Raw genomic sequence first — 24,060 nt, 5'->3', positions numbered from 1 at the left:
GCAGGTGCTCGAATAAGCACCTACCTGATCTACGAATAAGAAATAATTAAAACGCTATTGGTACGACTCCTTCTGATTCAATGACTGATTGATGGTCACCTCTACCAGTGGGTATGGAAGTGAAAGGTGTTTAGATGGATCAAAGTTATTAGCTGGCCGTATGATGGACAGATGATCCTGATTTGAGGATGAAAAGTCCGGATGGCCTTCAACCACCGTTTTAGCCTCGGCAAGTTTATCGCCTAACAATTCCCATCTCACCAGGTCAAACCTTCTGATACCCTCAAAGCATAACTCACGCGCACGCTCATCTACCAACTCTTCAAAAAACAACTGCTGATCTGCAGCCACTACAGGGCTAGCCGCTTCGATGTTTTCGAGACCTGCCCGATTGCGCACTTCATTTAGGTACTCTAAAGCCAAAGAAGTAGGCCCACCCGAAACCTCGTTAGCAGCCTCTGCATACATTAGCAATACATCAGAATACCTGAGCACAGGGAAATTGATCGTAGTAAAATTTCTATACAGCTGACTAGGGCTGCTTTCCAGAGCTACATAAGATTCATTTTCACCTTCCACATCAAGGTCAGCATAGTTTAAAGGCTCCCATCTTCTAAACTTTGCCGGGCAAAAATCCCGTATACTTAACTCGCTGGCCACTCGGATGATATCTCCGGCACCAGTTCGCTTATACGATGCGATGTTCCACTGGTAGCGTTTGTCATTCGCTTTATCAAACAAATTGGCCAGCGAAGGGTATACTCCGGCCATCGCATATCCATTGGGGTCACCGAGCGTATTGCTACTGCCAAAATTGATCCCATTGAGGTTACCATGACGTCCATCTACATCCAGCAAGCCCTGATCTCTCAGGTTCTGAAAGGCGATTTCGAACAACACTTCGGTGGTGTTATAATTACCTCCTATCAGGTCGTAAAATACCTGACGATATCCGGTGGTATCAGCATTGCTCGTCAGCTGATGGTACCCATCACTAATGATGACCTCACAGTGGTCCATTACCTTTTGGTAATGATTCTCGTTCAGCGGGTAACCGGACATTTTCAGGTATACCCTGGCTAAAAGCCCATGCGCCGCGAATCTATGCGCTCTGCCTGATACAAACGAATTGTCAGCAGGATGCGGAAGGTGCTCAGTGGCATACGTTAAGTCATCCACAATCGCCGCATATATGTCTGTCAAAGAAGCCGCGGGAGCATGGTTATCATCTTGTCCTTTGGATGAAGTAAGCCTCAGGGGCACTTCCTCCCAGTAGTTGGCAAGGTTAAAGTAGCATAGCGCCCGGAGAAACCTGGCTTCAGCCACCAGCGCATTGAAGGCCTCCTCAGTTTCGAAACTCGAAGGGCTAATGCTTTCCAAAAATAGATTGGAAAGGTTGATGGCTTCATACATGTTGGTCCAAAGATTGGAGGTCTCATCATCAGACGGAGTATTTCTATAGACTGCATAGCCCCAGTTTTCGTTGGCGCTACGGTTATAGTACATCTCATCTGTACCTGCCTCTAGCGAGATAGTGAGGTCACGACCATATCCGAAATCACTGGCAATTACACCATATATACCTGCTAAAGCAATTTCAGCTTCCTGTGGATTGGAATAAAAACTATCTGATTCCCATACGGATTCCGGTTTTACATCCAGAATATCGCCGCAGCTTGTACCCAAAGCGATGAGTACAATGGAAAGCAGCCTGATTGTTAGCGTATTTTTCATTTGAATCTTCATTTATCTTGTGGAAAATTAGAAGGTAATGTTGACCCCTCCGGTGATAGTAACACTCTGCGGATATGCAGAAAAGTCGAGGTTTGGAGCCAGAGCAGCGGACACACCGCCTCTTGGCGGAATGGAAACTTCAGGATCATACCCAGAGTAGTTGGTCCATGTGAAGATGTTTTGGGCCGAAACAAACACCCTGCATGACTTCACAAAAACCTTCGACAATACGTTTTCTGGCAAACGGTATCCGAATGACACGGTCTTGAGTCGTAAAAACGAACCATCCTCTACGTAAAGATCACTGATCCGGGTGCCGTTAACTGGCCGTCCAAATACTTGCTGGTATTTCAAGGCATGAATATCTGTGTCAGTATTATCAGGTGTCCACTGATCCATCAGCGCTACAAACCCATTTTGAGCCGATCCCATTGGAGATTCAAATTCTACTCTATTGAGGTTGAGGACATCCGAACCATAAGACCATTGGAAAAAGACCTGAAGATCAAACCCTTTATACCTAAAATCATTGGTGAGTCCCCCTATGAATTTGGGCTGGGTATTTCCGATTACACCTCTGTCGGCCTCCGTGATGGTACCATCACCATCTACATCTACAAATTTCACACTACCGGGAGCAGGATTGCCGCCATTATCAGGCACACCTTCCTTGAGCTGATAAGTACCGCTAGTGTTGTCATATACGAAATCATCCAACTGGTAAAGGCCATCGTATTGCAGTCCATAAATTTGGCCTACTGGCTGGCCTACTTGCGTGATGTACTGAAACTCTCCCAGGTTTATTCGCGCAGGATCCGTATAGATGGCCTCCTGTCCCTGGTTTAGATTGATCACCTTGTTGCGGTTAAAGGCAATATTGAAGCTTGTGGTCCAATCAAAGTTGTTTTTGGTGACATTGAAAGATCGTAGCGCTATTTCCAGCCCCTTGTTTTCCACCTCTCCTACATTTTGCTGTACTCTGGTAAATCCGGTACTGGAAGCCATATCCGCATTTAGCAGCAGGTCAGTGGTCCTTTTCAAGTACAAATCCACTTCTCCTTGTATTCTTTCTTTAAACAAACCATAATCAAGGCCGAGGTTGTACTGACTGGTAGTCTCCCATTTCAGATCAGGAACTCCAAGGTTGTTTATGATCGCTCCCACCTGATAAGCTTCACCAGCACCCCAAATGTAGCCTGAGTTGTTGGTAGAAGACAGAGTAGTAAAGGCATCAAAATCTCCGATACGGTTGTTTCCTGTTTTACCCCACCCCGCACGTAACTTCACATTGGAGACCAGGTCTGAGCTACCGAAAAATGGCTCCTCAGAGACAATCCACGCTACAGAAAAAGAAGGGAAATAGCCCCACCTGTTTTCTTCTCTAAACTTTGACGACCCATCGGCACGAAAGTTTACAGTAGCCATGTACCTGTCTTTGAGCGTGTAGTTTGCCCGTCCGAAATAAGACAATAGCGTACTTTGTGTAAAGTTGGAAGAAGGAATAGGAGCAATCAGTCCTAGCCCCAGATTATGAATACCAAACACATCAGTAGGGAGCTGAGTACTGGCGAGCTCTGATGACTCCAACGAGCGAGACTGAGCCTCCACTCCAGCGAGCACTCCAAAACGCTGATCAGATGCGATTTTTTTATTGTATTTCAGCACACTGGACCCTGTAATTACCTCCAGTCGCTGGTTCGTTATTCTACCGCTTATACCGTTGATGCCTCGTTCTCCTTCATAGGTCTCTGCGCCATAAAAAATGGAATTGTTTCTGTTCTGTGACTGATAGCTACCAGTAACGTCCAGTGCCAAACCTTCCAGTATTTTCAGGTTAGCATTCAATGTACCACGAAAGAGCTCTCGTCTGTCTTTTCTTTCGGTATTGTTAAGGTTATCCACAGGATCATACAGCCTTCTACCTGCTTCTTCATCAGGGTCAAAACCGTCCAGCCCATCATCATTGATAGGTTCTACCGGGCGAAACCTAACAGCATCACGTATGATCATTCCACTAAAGCCGTTTCCGTTTACATCTACTCCGAGGCGGTTTGACAAACTATGCACAAGGTTTGCATCCAGCTTTAGCCGGCTTCCCACCTTGTGATTCACCCGTAGATTGTTCACTACTTTATTGAACCCTGTATTGATCACAGTTCCTTCCTGATCGAGATACTGCCCACTGTAGTAAAGTCTTGTTTGCTCTGTACCACCACTCACAGACAGTGAGTAGTTGTTAAAAGATGACTGCCGGAGTATTTCGTCCTGCCAACTAGTGCTTTCAGCATTACGGTATAGCTCGGGATCTACCCAGGTCTCCAAAAATTGTTTGGTTTCTACACCCGGACTATAATTATCCTGAATCAGTGCTATTTGCTCCAAATAGGAAACATACTGGTACCCATTCATTACCTCCAGTCGCTTGGGTGCATACTGTACCCCCTGATTGTAGCTAAAACTCACATCGGTTTTCCCGTCAGACCGTCCACTTTTGGTGGTAATCAGAATAACGCCATTGGCACCTCTGGATCCATAGATTGCAGTAGCAGAAGCATCCTTTAGCACATCAAATGACTTAATGTCATTGGTATTGAGTGATGCAGGGTCAAAATCCTGTAGAGGGACACCATCCACTACAAAAAGTGGCGAATTGTCTCCAGTAATCGAATTCCCTCCACGAATTACAATATTGGCATTGGCACCTGGCGTACCATCCGCTGAGGTTACTTGAACACCGGCAATACGTCCAGCTAATGCCTTATCAAAGTTGGGAGTGGGTGCTTTTGCCAGATCTTCTGCATCCACAGTACCTACGGCACCGGTCAGATCTCTTTTCAGCTGGGTACCGTACCCTACGACTACTACCTCATCCAGGCTCTGTACATCTACAGACAACTGCACGTCAATTTCAGATCGGCCATTGATGGCTATTTTTTGCGTTTCATAACCGATAAAACTTACTGCTATAGTCTCATTTGCACCGATGTTGGGCAATGTAAACCTACCGTCCAGATCCGTCACCGTGCCCTTGGTAGTACCTGGCACAGTCACCGTAGCTCCTGGAATGGTCTCTCCGGTTTCCCCGTCGGTAACAGTACCGGATATCTTTACCTGTGCCATTGTGACCAGAGAGAGGCCACAGCACACCAAAACAAAGAATATATATTTTTTCATTAGATAAGTCTTTATTGTTCGTAAGCTTTTATGTGGAAGTCAGATAACCAGTACTGGCCAGACCTATTGGAGTTTCCAGCTCTGGCTATTGTACCTTCAAAGGTGGTATGGACTCTAAAAGCAATCGTGACATTGCTCATCCCAGCGTACGGCGATAAGTCAAACACACTCCTGGTATATTTATTGTCACCGTTTTTGGATGCATCTTTCAGCCCATCGGGATCATCGAAACCATATGCTCCCTGATCACCCGGATACGGAAATCCTTCAAATTCATTTTCTTCTACAAAAGCCCCTCCTGATTCGATATTAGATACCAGCTCGTCTGTAATTTCAGTCCATTCTGCGGCTTCAAAATCGCCTGTATAATTTGAAGAAATGTACATTTTGAATAAAGATGGAGATGTACCGTCAGTAGACAAGTATTCTACAAATCTGTTCTTGGTATAAAAGGTAGCTTCTACATCATAGCCAAACTGGTATGCACTCAGATCTTGAGAGTTCATAATGCACCACGACTCATGTGGCACCTGAGCAGCGGTAGATGGCTTCACCAAATTAATGACCAGCTTTCGTTGGTTGGAGTTTTCATCTGGCCGATACTCCCCCGCAATAGCATCCGCATTTGAATTGTTCCAAAAAATATCTGGATCTCCTTCCAATACGGTATGAATCCTGTATCCATACACGGTATTTTCTGCTTCCATGGTGGGATAAAAGACATCCACTGTCAGTTTGGGAATGTCTACAGGTTCTGATGATAAGTAAACGTTGATAACATCTTGAAACGACACCAACTCGTCGGTAATGTTGCTAATAACATTGATGGTAGGAGACACAATTTCCGGTTCTTCAGTAGGCACATAGCCACTCACCATAGAAAGCTCTCCGGTTGCGGCATCTATTCTGAGTTTATCTGTGTGATCCCCTAACTCAAACCTATAATCTGGATTTGCTCCGAAAAGCATAGGTGCTGTAGTCTTGTCATCCTGCCCTACCAGGAGGTTTTGTCCACCTGGGACATACACCAATCCAGAGGCCAGTCTCGGCCCCATGTACAGTTCAAATACATTCTCAAAAGTGGTTGCAAAAACCTGATCGTTATAAGTGGTGGTCATTTTAATATCAAAGAAGTAAGTTCCTTCCTTCAATGGGTTATTGGACGCAATTTGGATTCGTCCTATATCCTGAGAATTGATGGCTGTATATTGGCGAATGGTATCACCTGCTTCGTTTACAAAATACCCGTCATCATCTACCACTACCGTATCTACAGAGTAATTGAGAATGGTGAAGTATTTACTCACAGTATCCTCTGGAACGACCGCTCCATCACCATCTTTCACCTTTAAAATCTCGAATGTTGGGATTGCTCCATACGAGTTGTACGTAGGAGGAGCAGAAAGCATGACCGAATACTCCCTTGCATTTACCATGGGAGCATAACTAAGCCCGGAAGGAGCCTGAGGATCAGACTCATACAGGCTGTCGCTCACAAAAGAGTCTTCGATACATCCAGTCAACCATATAGCAATCACCGCTAATAGTGTCATTTGTTTCATATCATACTTAGATTATTGGTTGTTATAATAGATTTAATTGGCCTAGACCATTCATTCACTTTTCATTATTGGAGTATGTGTTGTTTATCCTGCTGCCTCAAAACTGCCTCTACATAGTAGTAATCGGCATAGGCAAGTGGCTCGTCTATTTCTGCACCGTGAGGAATGCTTCCTACTGAGTGGTCCAATAAAAATTTGGTTTCATCATGCGCTCCTACCAAATAGGCATCACTGCTTAAGCTTTTAAGGATTTTGTCTACCTCCGACTTATACTTCTGGCCGGTATACCTATTGAGTTCTACCAAAGCTGAAGCTGTAATGGCTGCAGCAGAAACGTCTCTTGGTTCATCAGGGATGTTGGGTGCATTAAAATCCCAATAGGGAACACCATCGGCCGGCAAATTGGGGTGATTTACCATAAAATCGGCAATCTTAATGGCTCTGTTCAGGTATCGCTCGTCTTTGGTATACCGAAAACATACGGTGTACCCATAAAGCCCCCAGGCCTGACCTCTGGCCCATGCACTTTCATGCGCAAACCCCTGAGCGGTGTGCTTGTGACGTACTTGCCCTGATGACGCATCATAATCCACTACATGATAGGAGCTGTTGTCTTCGCGAAAATGGTGCTTTAATGTTTGATCTGCGTGAGCAATGGCTACTTCACGGTATTTGTTGTCACCGGTGAGTTCGGTGAGCTCAAACAGTAGCTCAAGGTTCATCATGTTGTCTATAATCACCGGAAAACTCCATCCCCGCTCGGCTTGCCATCCCGAGTCCACATTCCAACTCTGAATACACCCAACCGTCGGGCTGTATCGGCTCAGCAATGAGTTTCCTGCCTCTATAAGTACCTGCCTATAGGCCGGTTCTCCAGTGATTCGATAGCCATTCCCAAAAGAACAATAAAATACAAAACCTAAATCATGAGAATTCAAGTTGGTTTTGAATGGCTCTATCTGCTCTTGAAATTTAATTGCAGCCTTTTTCCAGGCTATATCATTCGTGTGCTCGTACAAATACCAGCACGTACCTGGGAAAAAACCTAAAGTCCAGTCAAATTTCATCTTACCGTGCTGGTCGTACTTAGTGGCCCACATGATCTCACCGTTCGGTTCTTCACTTCTTGGAATTTTGTTTTGCTCCACAGCCAGCTCACGGAGGTCACCCAGCTTTTTCTCTGCCAGGTCTAGTCGGGCAGGTCTGGTCACTTGTTCCTTTGGTGGTTTACATCTGGAAATACCAAGTGTTAGCGCTAAAGCGACTAAGAAAATATTAAAATGCTTTACCATTATTTCGCTTAAAATTATATGCCTTTCATTTTTTTGATTTGATGATGGCAATTTAGATTTTCACTAAATCGATGGCTTTCACATACGTTCAGTTCTCCTTTCTTTTTGTACAAAGGATAAACCCGACAAGTGTGCAGTGATTTGAAATAGCATGGCTTGGAGAGGCGTACAATAGTTCATAAATTCTGAACGATAAGTACCGAGATTTACCCCGCAAAGTATTTTTTTGACCATTCGTTGAATAATCGGTTCAGACGCTCAGAAATTAAACAGACACATGACAAGGTTTCAAGTAATTGCTTTCGTACTGCTTTCTGCTTTATCCAGTCTATTGCTAACTAAAGGATGGACCCAGGCTATTGAGTTTGAACACCTCGGACTGGAAGAAGGGCTGAGTCAGATCTCTGTAATGAGCATCAGTCAGGATAAATACGGTAGCATATGGCTGGGCACCCGAAATGGCCTCAACAGATATGATGGAAAAAAAGTAACTATATATCGTACCTCAGACTCCAGACCCTCGCTTATAGAAAATCAGATACAGACCCTACTGAGTGAGGATAGTCTCATATGGGTGCACACCCCAAATAGCATCAGCGCATTTAACCTTCACACAGAAACCTTTCGCAACTACCCACTTACGGGTATCAGCTCCTTTTACCTCATCAACAACAACCTATGGGTAGCAACTGCAGACCGTCTCTTTCTACTTGACCCACTTTCCGGGACCTTCCATCAAACACCTGTGGAGCTTCGAAAAAACGAGCGTATCTCCAAACTTATGGAATACAATGGGCACCTGCTCATAGGCACAAATATGGGCGTATGGAAGAAGGATGATACGGAACAAACCCTACTAACACAAGAGCAATATCAGGTGATGTGCCTGTATGTAGATCGTCACCTCAACATCTGGATAGGCACCAACCAAAATGGACTTCTCAAGCAAAAAGACAGCACCCTGCTGAAGCATTATCACGGCAACAATGACCTCAGCAATGATTATGTGCGCTGTGTAGAAGAAGATGATGAGGGGAATATCTGGGTAGGCACATTTACAGGCCTGGATGTAATCAAAACTGATGGAAGTATCTCTCATTATGAAAATTACAAAGGACTCAGAACAAGCCTATCTCACAATTCGATCTGGTCATTGTACAAAGACAGAGATGGTGCTATGTGGGCCGGCACTTACTATGGAGGCGCAAATGTTTTTCATCCTACCCGTCATTTCTTTAGCTACTACCCAGAAAACACTCAAAACAACCGAGGGGTAAACTTCAGAGTGGTAGGCCAGGTATTGGAAGATGCCAAAAAAAACTTATGGATTTGTACAGATGGTGGTGGGCTAAACTACTTTGAGCGCTCCACCGGAAAGTTTAGCTACTTCACATCCAGTGATCATACCAACAGCATCTCGGCCAACAATGTAAAAAGCTTATGTCTGCAGGGAGATTCCGTTTTATGGATAGGAACGCATCGGGCAGGTCTGGACCGCCTAAACCTTCACACCAACACATTTACGCACTATGTACCTGAAACGACTTCACTAGACTCCTCCCTGGTATCTCAGATTCAAACGATCCTTCCCTATGAAGACAACCTACTGATTGGCACAGGCGCAGGCCTGCTTTTATTCGATTTAAAAACCTATCAGTTTAGTCCTTTTTTACCTGCTCACCTACAAAAGGAGCTCTCCTCTCCCATTCTCAGCATACTACACCCAAAAGCCCATGAAATATGGATAGGAACTGAAAAATCAGGGGTATTTAGATACAATACAATGACCCAGAAACTCCTAAATTATCGATCGGATCAAATACCTAGCAACTGTGTATATCAGCTATATAAAGACCAGTCCAGCCGGATCTGGATAGCCACGTCCGATGGGCTTACTGAGTACCTGCCCGAAGAAGATAATTTTCGCACCTATTCTATGGAAGATGGATTACCCGGAAACATTGCATTCGGAATAGTAGAGTCTCCATACAGTGGACTAGTGGTAGAAACGGACAAAGGCATCAGTTTTTTCAATCCCACCGAGGGCTCGTTTCAAAACATCTCTTCCAATAATGGTCTCCCTCTCAGAGAACTTAGCCCCAATGGTATTTATCACTCATCCGACGGCATTCTGTATATAAGTGGAGTAGAAGGTCTCGTAGCACTCAAAGAGCTGGACTTTCTAAGTAGAAAGTCTAATAACTACCCGATGATCACCGGACTGTCTATCAACAACCACCAGATCACGCCTGAGCTAAACCCAGATATCATCTCCAGAACCATCATGGATGCCGATATCATCCGCCTAAAACACCAACACTCCTCTATATCTTTTTCCATTTCAGACATGGCCTTTACCAAATCTAGCCGTCAGGGCTTAGAGTATATGCTGGAAGGGTTCGACAAAAAGTGGATCAAAGCAGAAGCCCGAAACAATATCACTTATACCAATCTGGATAACGGCACCTACAATTTCTTTGTGCGAACCACCAATAGTCCTGACAATGTCAGGAAGCTCAGTATCGTGATGTCTCCCCCATTCTACCTGTCTTCCTGGGCATTTGTCACATATTTTGTGATTGTTATAGGAATAATCATATTGATCAACTTACAGTATATCAGGCAGAGCAAGCTTGCATATAACCTGGAAGTAGAAAAAGAAAACCACCGAAAAGACGAACAGCTTAATCAGCAAAAAATTCAGTTTTTCACAAACATTTCTCACGAATTTAGAACGCCACTCACCCTCATCATTGGCCAGATAGAACTGATCCTGGAAAACTCCAATCTATCTCCTGGTGTCTACAACCGCCTCTTAAATGTCCAGAAACACACCCTAAGACTAAGAAACTTAATAAGTGAGCTTCTTGATTTTAGAAAGATGGATCAAAACAAGATTAAGCTAAGAGTCCAGGAACACGATTTCATACCTTTTATGAAGGAAATCTACCTAAGCTTTTTTGAATTAGCCGAACATGGCAATATAGACTACACCTTGAAGACGGATTTTGAGTCCTTCCCTTTATGGTTCGACAGAAACCAAATGGAAAAAGTCTTCTACAATCTGATCGCCAATGCATTTAAGTTCACCCCAGAATCGGGTCAGATCATTATCAATAGTTATGAAATTCAAGGCGACCTTTTCATAGAAATCATCAACACTGGCAGCTTTATTCCATCCGAAAAAGTGAATAAAATATTTGACAGGTTTTATCAACTAGACAACATGTCAAATGCTGACGAAAAGCAAGGAACAGGCATAGGTCTTGCTCTTGCAAAAGGGGTAATAGAGGCTCACCATAGCCAAATCACCGTCAACAGCTCTTCCAAAGACCAATCAACAACCTTCAAAGTGCAGCTCAAAGGCGGAAGCGAGCACTACCACAAATCGAATCTGGAACCCACCACTTACGAGCACAAAATAGCACTAGTACCAGAACGAGAGACTCCCACAACATATACAGAAATGGGCGAAACAGTGCTGATCGTGGAAGACAACCTGGAAGTCATGGAATTCTTAAAGGACTTATTGAGGCCTTTATTCAAAATACAGACAGCCTACAATGGCCTGGAAGCTCTGGAGTTCATTAAGCAAACTCCTCCAGACCTTGTAATCAGCGATGTACTAATGCCCAAAATGAGTGGTACCGAACTCTGCACCAAAATCAAAACCGACCTGCTAACCTCGCACATTCCGGTAGTACTTCTCACAGCCAAAACCTCAGACGAACACCGAATAGAAGGATTAGAAACAGGAGCTGATGACTACATCACCAAACCATTCAATACCAAAATTCTGATTGCCCGAATAAACAACGTACTGAATAACCGCAAGTCATTGCAAAACTTGTATAAAGAAAACCCGATTCAACACGTTCGTAAAGTCGCCAAAAAGCGAATTGATAAAGAGTTTATGGAAAAAGCTCAGGAAGTCGTGCTCAAAAACATCAGCAATTCTGATTACAATGTAGAATCGTTTTCCAGAGACATGTCGCTCGGTAGAACGAACCTTTTCACCAAAATCAAAGGTATCACAGGCCAGACACCAAACGAATTCATCACAAACATTCGCCTGAACAAAGCCGCTCAAATGATCGCACATCAACCCGACAAGTCTATTTCAGATATTGGATATGCGTGCGGGTTTTCTAATCCTAATTACTTCAGCAGAGCCTTCAAAAAAAACTATAACCTGTCCCCTACAGCGTACAAAAATCAGCTGAGTAAAGAAGCAGCCCTCCCTAAAGAGTAAACACCCAGGCTCGATACCTTCAACCTGGGTGTCTTATAAGCGTGTGGGATTACACACTCACTTCTTTGCTCCATGCAAACTTCTGAAAGGGCTCATCCACTGGGGTATTCGCTATATGATTGGTGTAATTACTCATCGTCTTTTGTGCCAAGCCCAAAATAATGTCCAGCACATGACGCTCTCCATAACCTGCCGCATAAAACCGCTCCAACTCTTCATCCGAAATCTTACCACGGTTTCTCAGGATGCTCAGCGTAGTATCCTTCAGCACCTGCAACTTTTCATTATCAAGGGGTTCGTCATTCCTCAACGCTTCAATGAGTTTTTGATCTACCTTCATTGAATGAGCAATCCCTGTGTGGGCAGGCACACAGTAGTGGCATTCATGTTCTACATTGATGGTTTGCCATACCACAGTGAGCTCCTCTGCATTGAATGAGGTGTTGGAAAACAGCCCATGCAATACTTTGTAGGCTTCTAATGCCTGAGGAGACTCTGCTAAAACTCCATGGAGATTTGGCAACATACCGAAACTCTCCACAGACTCCCGCAAAGATGCTTTGCTCTCATCTGGAGCTGACTCAATAGAATGTACTTTAAGTGTACTCATGTCTAAATTATATTTATAAATTGTTTCTAAACGTTTGTTTAGTTTTAGGGTAAAAAAAATGCTTAGTTGAAATGGAATATATTTTCAATGTAGTTTTTGAGCTGACTGGTGCTAAAAACTCTAGATGCAGACGCAAGACCAAACATGGAGATGATCAGGTAATCAGCCACCTCATCGATCTGGCCAGCCTGAAAGGATTCGTCCTTTTTCAGGATGTGAGCAAATACCGCCCTCACCTCTGCCGTAAACTGTGACAGCACCACCCTTATTTCTTCAGGTGCATCTGGTCCTAGCTCATTGGCGGTATTAGTGACCAGGCACCCTTTACCACAGCCCCCTTCCCGAGAGAAAGCAACAAAATCATAAAAGTATGCTTTGATACTCCCAAGCCCCTGATCGGAGCCTTTAAGCTTATCAATCAGTACATGCAGCCTCTGCTTGTAACACTTGATGCTCTCCAGAAAAACGCCTTCTTTGTTTCCAAAACTTGAGTAAATAGAAAATTTATTAATTCCCATTTCCTTTTCCAACATGTGCATAGAAGTGGTCTCATAGCCATTACGCCAAAAGAGGTTCATGGCCTTTTCAATTACTTCCTGCTCGTTATAGTTCTTTGTTCTGGGCATCGTACTGAGCTAAACGGCAATTCTAACCATTTGTTTAGTTATTTTTAAAAAAATTACCCAACCTGTCAATGACATCAGGGCACATCATACCAAAAACTTGTGAAGTAAGAGGTTATTTAAAGATTAACTAGAAGTTTTCGGGATGATACAGAAACTATCTGAACTGCGGAGTTCTAAAAATAGCAACAGGCTTAAACGCAAAAAGCCAGATTTGAAAATTCAAATCTGGCTTTCGATGCAGTCCCCACTGACCACAAATCGAACCCCATATACATCGAAGACTTCCTCAAACTATCCGAATCAGACTTACTTCTTGCAATCTAATCATTACACTATGAAAGTTTTTCAATACTTTTATGCAACTTTTTTGTGTTACAAATGTCCTACGATACGCCATTTCATTTCTGTAAGTTGCATTCATGGATCAAAATTGGAAGATAACCACAGTCTACATCAACGTATGGTTATATAAGTACCTCAAGTCTACTCAGGGGTTCACAGCTCAAAATGAACTCCATATAAAAGGCACCATACTCATTCCGGCAATTACCGAACGCTCGAGCAAACGTATCCACAATTATTTCTTTGACAAGATTAATCAAAAACAACAACTCAGGATACTCAGTCGCCAGCAGCGACTCGATAGGCTATATGCCCTCATGAGATTTTTTACCCAGTGCTTTTACCGAGACATGATCCAATATACTGTCGCCAGGCACAACATCCTTCCACACCAAACTGCCCTACGAGAGTTCCTCCGTAAAATGGAAATTTACGAATCAGAGTATTCCACTGAGGCGGCCTACAAAAAATGGCAGCGATCAGAAGAATACCAGGAACTTAAAGGAACATCAATCTACTCCGGAGATCAAAGCATCAAAACCTGGAACAAAATCAAATCACTTGTAGAGTATGGCCAGTATCAGCAACAATTACACAGATAATTATGGAGGCCTCAAGGTCATCAAATACGCCATTGCCCAGGATCTGGAAGATCTTATCGACTGGATGACACTCTGGCAAGATCCAGACACCATAGATGTGCCTCAAAGCGTCATCGACAATCACTTCCATGACATCTCTCCTATCCTGCTTACTCCTCAGTTACAGGCTCCGTCTGAAATATCCGCTGGCAATAAGCAAACCAACAACTCCCTAGAGGCTCGGTTCAACAAAGACAGGGCAGACATACGATCCCAGCTGGAGAAAGTAACCGATCGTGGACTCGTATTATATATAGAAGACCGAAACGGCGCTAAAAAACTAATCGGCACACCCGAATCTCCCATGCGCCAAAATGAAGACTATCGCACAGGCATGAAAATGATGGACTTCAATGGATACACCTTCTACTTCACCGGCTCCACACCTCACAAACCCCCATTGGTTAATCTCACTTAGGTTTTCCGTCCTACCACCCACACCTATATATATATACCATTGCCTACATAATGGCAAAGGAATCCCACAAACCGACAAATCGCTGGTTCAAATCTGAAAGAGTGACATTTGGCACTTCTAATATAGATGCTGAAAATGGCGTATTATCTGGCGTAATCATGTGTCAGGTTGGTGAGGCTTTAGGTCATGGGGTACATTTAGAGCAATCCTTTATTGAGGATGGCATCAAAAAAGCCAACGAAAATTTCAAGAAAAAAGGAATGAAAGCCAGATTCGGCCATCCATCCATGAGCAATGAAACGCTCGGATCAGAGATGGGTCGATTCAAAAACTTCAGAGTCGAAGATGATAAAATGGTCGCTGACCTGCACTTGTTTGATTCGGCAAACCTTTCTCCTACTCATCCAGGAATGAAAGACTGGATGATAAGCCAGGCATCAGAAGATCCTGAAGCAATCATGTGCAGCATTGTCTTCAAACCCCTCTACGAATACCAATACGATGAAGACAATAAAAGAGTCAACATCTGGTATTGCGACAAAAAAGGAATATGGAATCGCTGCAGAAATCAAAACGGGGAAATGACTCACTATGATCCTAAAAAGGATCTGTTTGTAGAGATGGATGACATCTATTTCTGTGATATAGTTGACCAGGGAGCGGCCACCGATAAACTCTTCTCTGCAAACTTCAATAGCGACAAATTCTCAGTGATTGCCACCGAGTTCTTAAATGATAACCCTAACATTGACGATTTCATTCGAGACAACCCAGAGAAACTCTTTGAATTCTTACATTCTCGTCATGCTGAGGTCTTTGCTCCCTCTCAGGAAATGAGCGAAGGACACACTGGACTGCTAAATAGCATCAAAAAATTCTTTAGCAAGAAATCTTCAACCAACTCCCCAAATCAGGAAACCAAAAAAGAAACTATGAATTTTCAACGATCACTCGAGATTCTTGGAAAAGAAACTCCTTCTGCTGAAGAGCTGGCAGAAGTAAAATCAGAGATCCAGCAATTCACCGGTGCAAATGAAAAATTCACCAAAGAAGAGCTTGATCAGCACGTAGAGGATGCCAAGTCAGCAGCCGAGAATGCCAAGCAATCGGAACTGGATCAGGCCAATACTGAAATCCAGTCACTTAAGGATAAAGTACAGGAGCTCGAGTCAGCTTCTGCTGATCCCGAAAACCCAGAAAACCCCTCTGGCAAAGAAGAGCTCGAAACAGCCAATCAGCCTGAGGTGCCTTACTCAGTCAAAACCGCAAACGAACACTTAGGAGACTAATCAATGACTACCTACTCAGATATCGATATTGATCAGATTGTCGCCGAATGGGGCAAAGAGTATGTTGATCGTGGGCAGACCGCTCGTGATATCAAAATGAAACTGTTTAAAATGGACGATCTGTCCATGTATTTCAGACAGATTCCCTGGGATGAAAGCCACTACAAGTCTGTATATGCTACCATAGATAGCGTGCTGCAGGCCTTCAGTATCCCGTTCACGGCCAAAAACAAGTCCACATTCACGCCGTGGCAGCAGGAGCTCGGCGAATTCAAGATCGACGCTACCAGCACACCAGACACGCTGTGGCCATCGTATCTTGGGTTCCTCACAGAAATCGAAAAAGCCGATCGATCCAAGTGGGGATTCATCAAATGGTTGATTACAGAGCAGCTGCTCCCTCAGGCTGAAGAAGACTTCATCTCCGAGGTAGCCTATAAGGGCTGGAAGATCACCGAGTTCAACGCCGCAAAAACAGTCTCCCAGGCTGGAGCTGTATTCACCAGGCAGTTTTCTTCCAATGACATTGTGCAGCCCGCCAATGGTTCTATGGACGGTATCAAGCATCAGATCGCACGGATGGTCGCGCTTGGTAGAGTCACACCTATCACCGTGGGCGCCTGGTCTATAGACCCTGTCACCTTCTGCGGCCAAATTGAGGCATTCGTCAAAGAGATCCCTAAAGAGCTGCGAAAGAAAATCGACTTCCTCTTTATGAGTGAGACGCTTAGAGACAGATACGTCGATGGCCGTCGCGAAAAGTACAACTTGTACTACCGTCAGGAATCCGATCTCGAGGCTATTGACAAGTCCACCATCAAGGTGAAGCAGTCAGATGCCATGGAAGGTTCTGAGCAGGTTTGGGGCACCACTCCCAAAAACCGAATCAAACCTTCTAGATCCAATAAGAGCAGCAGGTTTGACGTGCAAAAGGAAAAGAGACAGGTACACCTGCTCAACAACTGGAGCTACGTCATCACCTTCGATGTACCGGAATACGTCATCACCTCTGAGCACGACACCACGTTCACCGCTCAGGATATCGCAGACCACTACACCGAAGCATAATTTTTCAAACACTCTATCGAGTCCCCTCTCCGGAGGGGATTTTATGAGTCGGTTCTATACCACAAAAAACAAACTCATGGCAAACGAAAATCTTGTAATAGATAAACCTCAGGACCTGGATCCAAAAGATTTGGTCAAAGCTTACAAAAAGCTCGTCCAGGCATTTCAGGATCTTGAGAAGGTAAACGAATCTCAGGCTGAGACCATCACTCAATTAAAGAGTGCTTTGGATCAAGCCAATTCCGATGTAGAGACCAAAGATGCTGAAATCAAGCAACTGAAGGAAGATTACGACACGGCTCAGGCCATCATCACTGAGCAAAACGCCTCCATTGAAAAAATGGACGAAGAAAACGGAACGCAGACCGGAAACTTCTTCACCCATAAGGGAAAGAAGATCGAGCAGCGCATCCCTAAGTTCAGCGTCAAAGGCACCACCTACTCTCGGGAAGATCTCACCGAAAATCGTGAAATCACAGTCCCTGGCAAAGGTGGCAAACCTGAATCAGTCGGGCTCACCGATTACCTGTTACGTATCAAATCACCAATTCTTGAAATAGAGGAGTAACCTATGGATCTCGAAGATGTTGTATGGCCAAACGGCCAGAATAATGATGGCGGTCTTGCCACCGTCATTTATGTAGCCCGAAAGTCAGATTTCACCACCATCAGATGGATTCCTGATGCTCCGGCCAACCTGGAAGCTAAAGTCACCATCGCCACAGATCACGTGTTTGCCAGCGGCAAGTGCTTCAAAAAGATCAGCTGTACCCTCGAAAAAGGCCAGCTCGAATCCAACCTGGTCGGTGAGCGAAACTCCCATAGTTATGAAAACCTGGCCACCATCGCTCAGCCGGGCAACAAAAAACTCATGCTGGGGATACTCGAAGAGTTCAAAAACGATGACCTCATAGTCCTCGTCAAAGAACTAGACGGCCAGGTACGCCAGCTCGGATGGGAAGACGTCCCTGCACACCTGGATTCAGGAGAAACCACCACAGGTACAGCTGTGAGTGATTTTAAAGGTTCCACGCTTACATTTAAGTCCATCGGCAGAATCGCTCCGGTGTATGAAGGAGAGATCCTTCTCACCCCGGCAGCATAATCAGAAATAAAATTTTGGCAGGTTGTCATCCATTAGGCAACCTGTCATAAATCACAAAATTTATGCAGCGTACCATTTCATCTCATATCAAAGACCGCTACCGCCTAGTAGGCATACTGCCAGGTGAGGTAGAGTACCGAGGCTTTAGGGTAGACTTCCGTACCATCACAGCCGCAGAAGCCGACAAGCTCTATGCCCTGGGATACAAGCGCCTGGTTCCGGTATCAGAGGATGTGAAGAAAGAAATCCATGATTCACTACAGATAGAGTCACAGCAGAATCAGGAGGTGCATAAGCCAGCCAAAAAAGTGCACAATGTAGACGCGCTCCTTGCATCAGCCTCTCAGGCCGATGATTCCAAAGCCACAAAAACCAAAAAATCAAAACCCTAAAATCCTCTCTTGTGAGGGGATTAAGTGTATTTACCAAAACCACAATCCAAATGAAAGCTATCTTAAACGCTCTATTCTTATCCTTGATCATGCTCATTTCCTTTGCTGAGCTCACAGCCCAGCCGCAAAAAATCGGAAATGCAGACTCCTACACGTCCATTGCGGCAGATACCAGCTTGCAGGATCTCAACTTCCAGTACTTTGGCAATGCCACCACCTTCACCGTAGGCGTACTCTACTCCAAAGGTGCCTCAGAAGACAGCCTCTCCGTACTGCAGGTATACCATGCACTTATACCAGATGCAGCCACCGCAGATCTCGGACGCAAAATCAGCAATGACACCCTACTGCAGTTTGATCATCCTGGGCCCCTCGAGTACAAAGAGCAGACCATCACAGTACCTGGAGGCGTCGGTTATCTCAATTTTTGGTACAACAAAGCCGCCACCGCCACAGACACCTTTACCCTGGCACCCAGGATATTTATCAAACCCAAGCTTTAAAACACTTCTGCTCATGGCCATCGTTACCAAAAGAGTATATATAAACACCAGCACGATCCTTAGCGCTCCTTCTGGGCATAGCATACCCACGGCCAAAAATGCGGCCATAGCAGCCCCTACCATAGAAGAGGAAGAAGACTTTGAGCTCACAGCTGGTACCTATACCAATGCCAACAAAGTCACGGCCTTTGAAGGTATGGTCGCTGCCCTGGAGACAGCCATAGATGCGCTCATCACCAGCTGGGGACTCGCCACGGCCAACACCATAGACTACAACGCTGAGGTGTTCTCCATCAAGCGTGGAGCTGCTGCAGACGACATTTATCTCGCAGAGGCCAGTGACAAGTTTTACGTCAAAGTAAAGCTGTCCATCGCCCTCTCATAATTAATAGTCCCCTCTTGGGAGGGGATTCAGACACTCAAAACATTCAAGACTATGCGTAACCTTCTCTTCATACTTCTGGTCAGCCTGTGCGATGTGCAGGCTGATCTAGACGTGTCCAACGCCCTGGTGGCCGTAGGACCCGACAAGGTGCTCGCTATCTCCACAGATCCTACTGTTCAGCACTTCCATCAGCACGCTACCCTATCCTCCCTTGAGGGAGCTATTAGTAGCGTGTCATTCCAGGTATCCGGTCATCATAGCCCTGGAGATTTTGAAGGCGTAGATCTGCAGAAAGGAGCCCGAGCACCACCCAGTACATTCAGGCCGGATGCTAAAAAACCATTGAGAGGCTATCAACTATCTGCCTTTAGATCGGTGACCAGGAAGCCACGAGACGGATTGATACCCTCGGGTTTGCTACCCTTATCAAGCTAAGCAATCACTTATAAGTTTATTTACAGATCCTGACTTCACACCAAGTCAGGATTTTTTAGTAAACTGACATCTTACCAGTGTTTTTAAAATCATTTACGTGAAATTTAAACAGGTACTCATATGTATCTTCTCCTGATGAAATGGGGAGCAAAATTGAAATATCCTTATCTATGTAAACATCAGTGAGAGCATCCAGCTCCTCTTGAGATCTCCCCCAATTAGGTAGAATTGGTTTCGTTTTCCATCCTCCGTATTGACCGGACACATAATATATATTTTCACTCGGCACTATGATGTCCTCTACTTTTGATCCAGCGACGATAACTGTGGGTTTTTGAGGCTTATTCTTATCTATGTATTTTACTTCCGAGTGAATGATTGCACCACTTGTGCCACTATGATCCACATATACTGCCTCATTCCAATTGATTCTAAGGTTTGAATTGGATTTATTTACCAGTTGGAAAGAAAAACTTGTCGCATTTAATTTCCACGTGATATCTATTAGACTGTCTGAATGAGTCATTGTATTGGCCGTAAGAGGATAATTTTTAGTGCCTGATTTGACTTGATTTAGAGATAAGTCATAGACTCCGCTATAGTAAGTACATGAGCTAAGTATCAGCAATAGTAGGGCGACGCATGTGTTTTTCATAACTGTTTTTTGAGCGCAAAATACTAAATCCCATTACTTTTTTGCAACTCTCCTTTCTGTCCCCTACATTTACATCAGCGAAAATCATAATTTATTATTCAAATCACGGTCTTCATGATCTCATTCAGTTTATCGGTAATCCCAAATATATGGGGCGAGGTTGGGTTTTTCCCAAGCAATTCATCTCATGATGACCATTGTGATTTTCGCGAACCCTCGCCCCACTTATATTTATCTAAAACGCGAAAGTCACAATGGAAACAATCACAAGCAAGTACAGTGAGATACTAGAGCTGTATCCGCTAGACGCCCACCCCACACATCTGCCAGACCTGGTCAATATGATCATCCGCTTTATCCGGGATGGCGTTCGGGACAGAGACATTACAGAGACGCTCGAGTTTCTCGAAGAGCTCCGGGAGGTCACCGAGTTAATGTCGAGAAAAAACAGCGATGGTTTACTTTACAGAAAAGGCGATTTTGAGATTTATATAGATCCATTCCTTAGCTGGATGGATCAGCACGGCCCGGCAGACCTGCTGCTAGCATTTGGTGACGTGGCCTCAGTAGCCACAGATGCCCTCACCAGGTCAAACGTCCGTGATTACAAAACCGTCACCAACCTCATCGAGCGTTGGCAGGTATTCATCATGTCCACAAACTACGATCGTGTCTCCGGAGCCTTCGCTCAGGTATAGCAGGGGGACCATCCGCGCCCCGCTATTTGTCTTAGCAGAGGGCGCACCCCTTTTCTATATTGACAGGTCGAAAAGATAGACATTATGAAATTGCACGAATACGATATGATTATCATCAATTCCAGCGGTGGCAAAGACTCACTCTGTGCCCTTTGGGAAGTGTGCCGTCAGGCCAGAGAGCAGAAGTTCCCTTTTGATCGTATTGCTGTTTCGCATCAGGATCTAGGTGACATGGAGTGGCCCGGCACTAAAGATCTGGTTAAGCAACAAGCCGACTTATTCGGCTTGAAAACGTACTACTCGAAGCGTAGAACCAAAGATGGCTATGAAGAGAACCTTCTCGAATACGTAGAAAGACGTGGTAAATGGCCTAGCAATGGTCAACGATACTGTACCAGTGATTTTAAGCGCGGCCCTGGAGGCAGAGTAGTCACAGCCCTCACAAAAGCCCTGGGTAAATGTAAAGTACTGTACGTGTTTGGATTTCGCCGTGACGAAAGCCCCTCCAGATCAAAAAAACCCGTGCTTAAGTTGAATGACAAACTGACTACAAAAAAGCGTACTGTTCACGATTGGCTCCCAATTCACCACTGGAGCAATGAACGAGTCTGGGCCACTATCAACACCCATCGTTTGCCATACCATCCAGCATATGATTTAGGCATGCCTCGTCTTTCTTGTTGTTTTTGTATTTTCAGCCCATTCGATGCACTGGTAGTAGCCGGAAAAGCCAATCCTCATCTATTGGATAGATACTGTGCTACAGAAAAAAAGATTGGCCACACATTCAGAAACGGATTTGCTATCAATGAAGTGAAAGAAGCTATCGCCAATGATTATCAACCGGAAACCATCGATGACTGGGTGATGTAAATGAGAGACCATGGAGAGAGCATTGATTATTAAAAAAGTTTGGCTGGACAAGATCTTTGATGAAGGCAAAGTTTGGGAGATGAGAAGCTCCCGCACACAGATCACTGGCAAGATCGGCCTCATAGAATCGGGCAGTGGATTGATCCTCGGTGAAGCTGAACTGACAGGATGCAGTCAACTCCCCATCCCAAAGGACAAAGGTTTGATCAAATATCACCATATTGAAGACCTGGACATGCTGGACAAGTGGAAATATGCCTGGTTCTTATCCCGCGCCAGAAGGTTTCACAAACCCATACCCTACCATCACCCACCAGGTGCAGTGATCTGGGTAAGACTTTAGATAGCCGCATACGTCTGCCTGCGGCTACATTTTGGTTAATTACAGGCAGCAGTTAAATTCAAACTAAGCATGAACAAAAAAAACATTATTATTTCAGGCCCTTCAGGAAGCGGTAAAAATTGGATATCTATGGCTATAGCTGCCACCCATGAGAAGGTAATAAACACCACCGCTCAGCAAGTCAAAGATCGAATAGAACAGGGGTTCCCCTCTAATTTATCAGAGCAATATTCCTTGATGATTATTGACGACTGCACTGCCGAAGATATCGCCGAAATGGATTTGATATTGGGTAAATTTCCTATGGTAGACCATTGGAGCAATGAATTTAAAGATGAAGATCAGCTTCCTATCATCTATCTAACTCAGGATGAAGTGACCAACCAAAGCCTGGGAAATAGCCACTTCCACGTAATTCACTGCAGGAATGCTCATCTTTAGGGTGACAGCTGTATAAATTATAGAGCGATGGCAGATAAGACAAAAGTAGGAATAGAACTAAAACCTTATAACGCGCTTAGTATTCTATCATTTTGCAGAGAGTTTATCAATGATGATACCTGTGATGAATACAGATTTCAAGCAATCAAAGAAGCTGTTGATGAATTAGAAATGCAATTAGGCAGGCATCTAACAGATGAACAATGGGATGAAATAAACGCTGAAAACCAAGTGAATCAATTGATAGGCAAATCCCCTGCGCGGTAGACCAATAAAGATGAAGATCATGAATACACTAGAAGTTGTTTTTACAGTGAATAATTTGAAAAAGCCTAACGGCTACTCTATACGGTATACTAACTACCCGACATAACCAGGATGAATATGCTGGAAGATCACCGTCGATTCAAGAAGAGCTAAAACCACGATTTATTAACATCTAAAAAGGAGCTTGAAGAGCAAGCCGGCAACTACTATGTTGATGAGTTATACACACAAAGATTTTACACAAAGTGGGGTTATTTGATAATAGTAAGCGTGTGCAGGGCTAATGGCAGATAAAACTATAGAAAAGGAGAGCGATCCAATACTTCGTGAAGTATGGGCAGAAGGATACACACCATGTTCAAGAAAATGCTGTTCATGGAAATATTAAATTGATTGATGCTACGAACGATTACATGAAAGTGATTGACTTGCATTACTTCAGGGATTTAGCTTCAACACTTAGTTTTAAAAGAGCTTTAATGCCAGACGGTAGTGTTCATACTTGGGTCGCTGAAGCTGATGGCAGTGCAGATAGGTTAAGAGAAGTAATCCGACCTTGTAGTAAGACCGAGAAGAATTAGAAATTATGACAAAGCGTGAAAAACAAAAAATATTAAGAACAATTCAAAAGGCAGAAGACAAATACAGGGTTGCTGAATCGGAAATATCGGCACTTACAAAGTTTGTTCAGCCTTACTTTGACAAAGAAGTATCAGTTTGCCCATCACCTGATGATGGAGCGATTATTACTGATGATAAGGGAACTATTGGAATAAGTTTGAGGGATTTCATAAATGCCCTCTAACACCAAGCTATGGCGCGTATCCCGCAGGGTATGCGCTTTGAGCGGCTGTTAGCCGCCCGTGACGGCCTGCACGCAGTGAGGCGCGTCATGGCGGAATGAGCGTAGGCAGCGCTGCTCTACCACTCCACATCACCCGTCCTACCACAGCGC

General features: G+C 44.3%; 24 protein-coding genes. 17 read left to right on the top strand and 7 right to left on the bottom strand.

The window, feature by feature from the left end; translation table 11 throughout:
* Positions 1 to 54 precede the first annotated feature (54 nt).
* The 4 genes from C7460_RS06260 to C7460_RS06245 all read right to left on the bottom strand — a co-directional run bounded on the left by C7460_RS06260 (position 55) and on the right by C7460_RS06245 (position 7,762).
* On the bottom strand, positions 55 to 1,734 hold the full coding sequence (locus C7460_RS06260) for a RagB/SusD family nutrient uptake outer membrane protein (protein WP_170147909.1): 1,680 nt from the start codon (positions 1,732 to 1,734) through the stop codon (positions 55 to 57).
* 27 nt (positions 1,735 to 1,761) lie between these two features.
* Entirely contained in the window at positions 1,762 to 4,908 is a 3,147-nt protein-coding gene (locus tag C7460_RS06255; protein WP_115867233.1) for a SusC/RagA family TonB-linked outer membrane protein, read from the bottom strand.
* Between the two features lie 11 nt (positions 4,909 to 4,919).
* Positions 4,920 to 6,470, bottom strand: a complete 1,551-nt coding sequence (locus C7460_RS06250; RefSeq protein WP_115867232.1) for a hypothetical protein — start codon at positions 6,468 to 6,470, stop codon at positions 4,920 to 4,922.
* Positions 6,471 to 6,535: 65 nt separating this feature from the next.
* Positions 6,536 to 7,762 carry a glycoside hydrolase family 88 protein gene (locus C7460_RS06245; protein WP_115867231.1) on the bottom strand — a complete coding sequence of 409 codons (1,227 nt, stop codon included), beginning with the start codon at positions 7,760 to 7,762 and terminating at the stop codon, positions 6,536 to 6,538.
* A 277-nt stretch (positions 7,763 to 8,039) separates the two neighbouring features.
* Between C7460_RS06245 and C7460_RS06240 the strand changes: the two genes are divergently transcribed.
* Positions 8,040 to 12,014 carry a hybrid sensor histidine kinase/response regulator transcription factor gene (locus tag C7460_RS06240; RefSeq protein WP_115867230.1) on the top strand — a complete coding sequence of 1,325 codons (3,975 nt, stop codon included), beginning with the start codon at positions 8,040 to 8,042 and terminating at the stop codon, positions 12,012 to 12,014.
* A gap of 49 nt (positions 12,015 to 12,063) precedes the next feature.
* On the opposite strand, the gene C7460_RS06235 is transcribed toward C7460_RS06240, so the two are convergent.
* Complete coding sequence (locus C7460_RS06235) at positions 12,064 to 12,624, bottom strand: carboxymuconolactone decarboxylase family protein (protein WP_115867229.1); 561 nt, start codon at positions 12,622 to 12,624, stop codon at positions 12,064 to 12,066.
* Positions 12,625 to 12,686: 62 nt separating this feature from the next.
* A complete protein-coding gene (locus C7460_RS06230) occupies positions 12,687 to 13,250 on the bottom strand; it encodes a TetR/AcrR family transcriptional regulator (RefSeq protein ID WP_115867228.1) in 564 nt (187 codons plus the stop codon).
* A 419-nt stretch (positions 13,251 to 13,669) separates the two neighbouring features.
* Between C7460_RS06230 and C7460_RS06225 the strand changes: the two genes are divergently transcribed.
* From C7460_RS06225 to C7460_RS06180, 10 genes are all read left to right on the top strand, one after another.
* Entirely contained in the window at positions 13,670 to 14,194 is a 525-nt protein-coding gene (locus tag C7460_RS06225; protein WP_115867227.1) for a hypothetical protein, read from the top strand.
* Positions 14,163 to 14,651: a hypothetical protein gene (locus C7460_RS06220; RefSeq protein ID WP_115867226.1), complete on the top strand. Its 489-nt coding sequence runs from the start codon at positions 14,163 to 14,165 to the stop codon at positions 14,649 to 14,651. The genes C7460_RS06225 and C7460_RS06220 overlap by 32 nt, the downstream gene beginning before the upstream one ends.
* A 50-nt stretch (positions 14,652 to 14,701) precedes the next feature.
* Entirely contained in the window at positions 14,702 to 15,940 is a 1,239-nt protein-coding gene (locus tag C7460_RS06215; protein WP_115867225.1) for a hypothetical protein, read from the top strand.
* Positions 15,941 to 15,943: 3 nt separating this feature from the next.
* Positions 15,944 to 17,008: a hypothetical protein gene (locus C7460_RS06210; RefSeq protein ID WP_115867224.1), complete on the top strand. Its 1,065-nt coding sequence runs from the start codon at positions 15,944 to 15,946 to the stop codon at positions 17,006 to 17,008.
* Between the two features lie 76 nt (positions 17,009 to 17,084).
* Entirely contained in the window at positions 17,085 to 17,576 is a 492-nt protein-coding gene (locus C7460_RS06205; RefSeq protein WP_147302871.1) for a coiled-coil domain-containing protein, read from the top strand.
* A 3-nt stretch (positions 17,577 to 17,579) separates the two neighbouring features.
* Positions 17,580 to 18,113 (top strand): hypothetical protein, encoded by a 534-nt coding sequence (locus C7460_RS06200; RefSeq protein ID WP_115867222.1) that lies wholly within the window; start codon positions 17,580 to 17,582, stop codon positions 18,111 to 18,113.
* A gap of 62 nt (positions 18,114 to 18,175) precedes the next feature.
* Complete coding sequence (locus C7460_RS06195) at positions 18,176 to 18,505, top strand: hypothetical protein (protein WP_115867221.1); 330 nt, start codon at positions 18,176 to 18,178, stop codon at positions 18,503 to 18,505.
* A 50-nt stretch (positions 18,506 to 18,555) separates the two neighbouring features.
* Entirely contained in the window at positions 18,556 to 19,008 is a 453-nt protein-coding gene (locus C7460_RS06190; protein ID WP_115867220.1) for a hypothetical protein, read from the top strand.
* 13 nt (positions 19,009 to 19,021) lie between these two features.
* Positions 19,022 to 19,393, top strand: coding sequence for a hypothetical protein (locus C7460_RS06185; protein WP_115867219.1), 372 nt, complete (start codon positions 19,022 to 19,024; stop codon positions 19,391 to 19,393).
* 51 nt (positions 19,394 to 19,444) lie between these two features.
* The gene (locus C7460_RS06180; RefSeq protein WP_115867218.1) at positions 19,445 to 19,828 is read left to right on the top strand and encodes a hypothetical protein; all 384 of its coding nucleotides are present in this window, start codon (positions 19,445 to 19,447) and stop codon (positions 19,826 to 19,828) included.
* Between the two features lie 55 nt (positions 19,829 to 19,883).
* Here C7460_RS06180 and C7460_RS06175 read toward each other — a convergent pair whose 3' ends face one another.
* Entirely contained in the window at positions 19,884 to 20,354 is a 471-nt protein-coding gene (locus C7460_RS06175; protein ID WP_221409460.1) for a hypothetical protein, read from the bottom strand.
* Between the two features lie 383 nt (positions 20,355 to 20,737).
* Here C7460_RS06175 and C7460_RS06170 point away from each other — a divergent pair, with 383 nt between their 5' ends.
* The 6 genes from C7460_RS06170 (at position 20,738) to C7460_RS06145 (ending at position 23,910) form a co-directional block, all read left to right on the top strand.
* Positions 20,738 to 21,181: a hypothetical protein gene (locus tag C7460_RS06170; protein ID WP_115867216.1), complete on the top strand. Its 444-nt coding sequence runs from the start codon at positions 20,738 to 20,740 to the stop codon at positions 21,179 to 21,181.
* Positions 21,182 to 21,265: 84 nt separating this feature from the next.
* Positions 21,266 to 22,054 (top strand): phosphoadenosine phosphosulfate reductase family protein, encoded by a 789-nt coding sequence (locus tag C7460_RS06165; RefSeq protein WP_115867215.1) that lies wholly within the window; start codon positions 21,266 to 21,268, stop codon positions 22,052 to 22,054.
* Positions 22,055 to 22,064: 10 nt separating this feature from the next.
* Positions 22,065 to 22,397, top strand: a complete 333-nt coding sequence (locus C7460_RS06160) for a hypothetical protein (protein WP_115867214.1) — start codon at positions 22,065 to 22,067, stop codon at positions 22,395 to 22,397.
* 69 nt (positions 22,398 to 22,466) lie between these two features.
* Positions 22,467 to 22,838: a P-loop NTPase family protein gene (locus C7460_RS06155; RefSeq protein ID WP_115867213.1), complete on the top strand. Its 372-nt coding sequence runs from the start codon at positions 22,467 to 22,469 to the stop codon at positions 22,836 to 22,838.
* A gap of 27 nt (positions 22,839 to 22,865) precedes the next feature.
* A complete protein-coding gene (locus tag C7460_RS06150) occupies positions 22,866 to 23,105 on the top strand; it encodes a hypothetical protein (RefSeq protein ID WP_115867212.1) in 240 nt (79 codons plus the stop codon).
* A 586-nt stretch (positions 23,106 to 23,691) separates the two neighbouring features.
* Positions 23,692 to 23,910 (top strand): hypothetical protein, encoded by a 219-nt coding sequence (locus tag C7460_RS06145; protein WP_115867211.1) that lies wholly within the window; start codon positions 23,692 to 23,694, stop codon positions 23,908 to 23,910.
* Positions 23,911 to 24,060 lie beyond the last annotated feature (150 nt).

Source organism: Marinoscillum furvescens DSM 4134, from assembly GCF_003386095.1.
In the GTDB taxonomy this organism is placed as follows: domain Bacteria; phylum Bacteroidota; class Bacteroidia; order Cytophagales; family Cyclobacteriaceae; genus Marinoscillum; species Marinoscillum furvescens.
The sequence above is the reverse complement of the archived record's forward strand: the minus strand, read 5'-3'. Positions and strand labels throughout refer to the sequence as shown.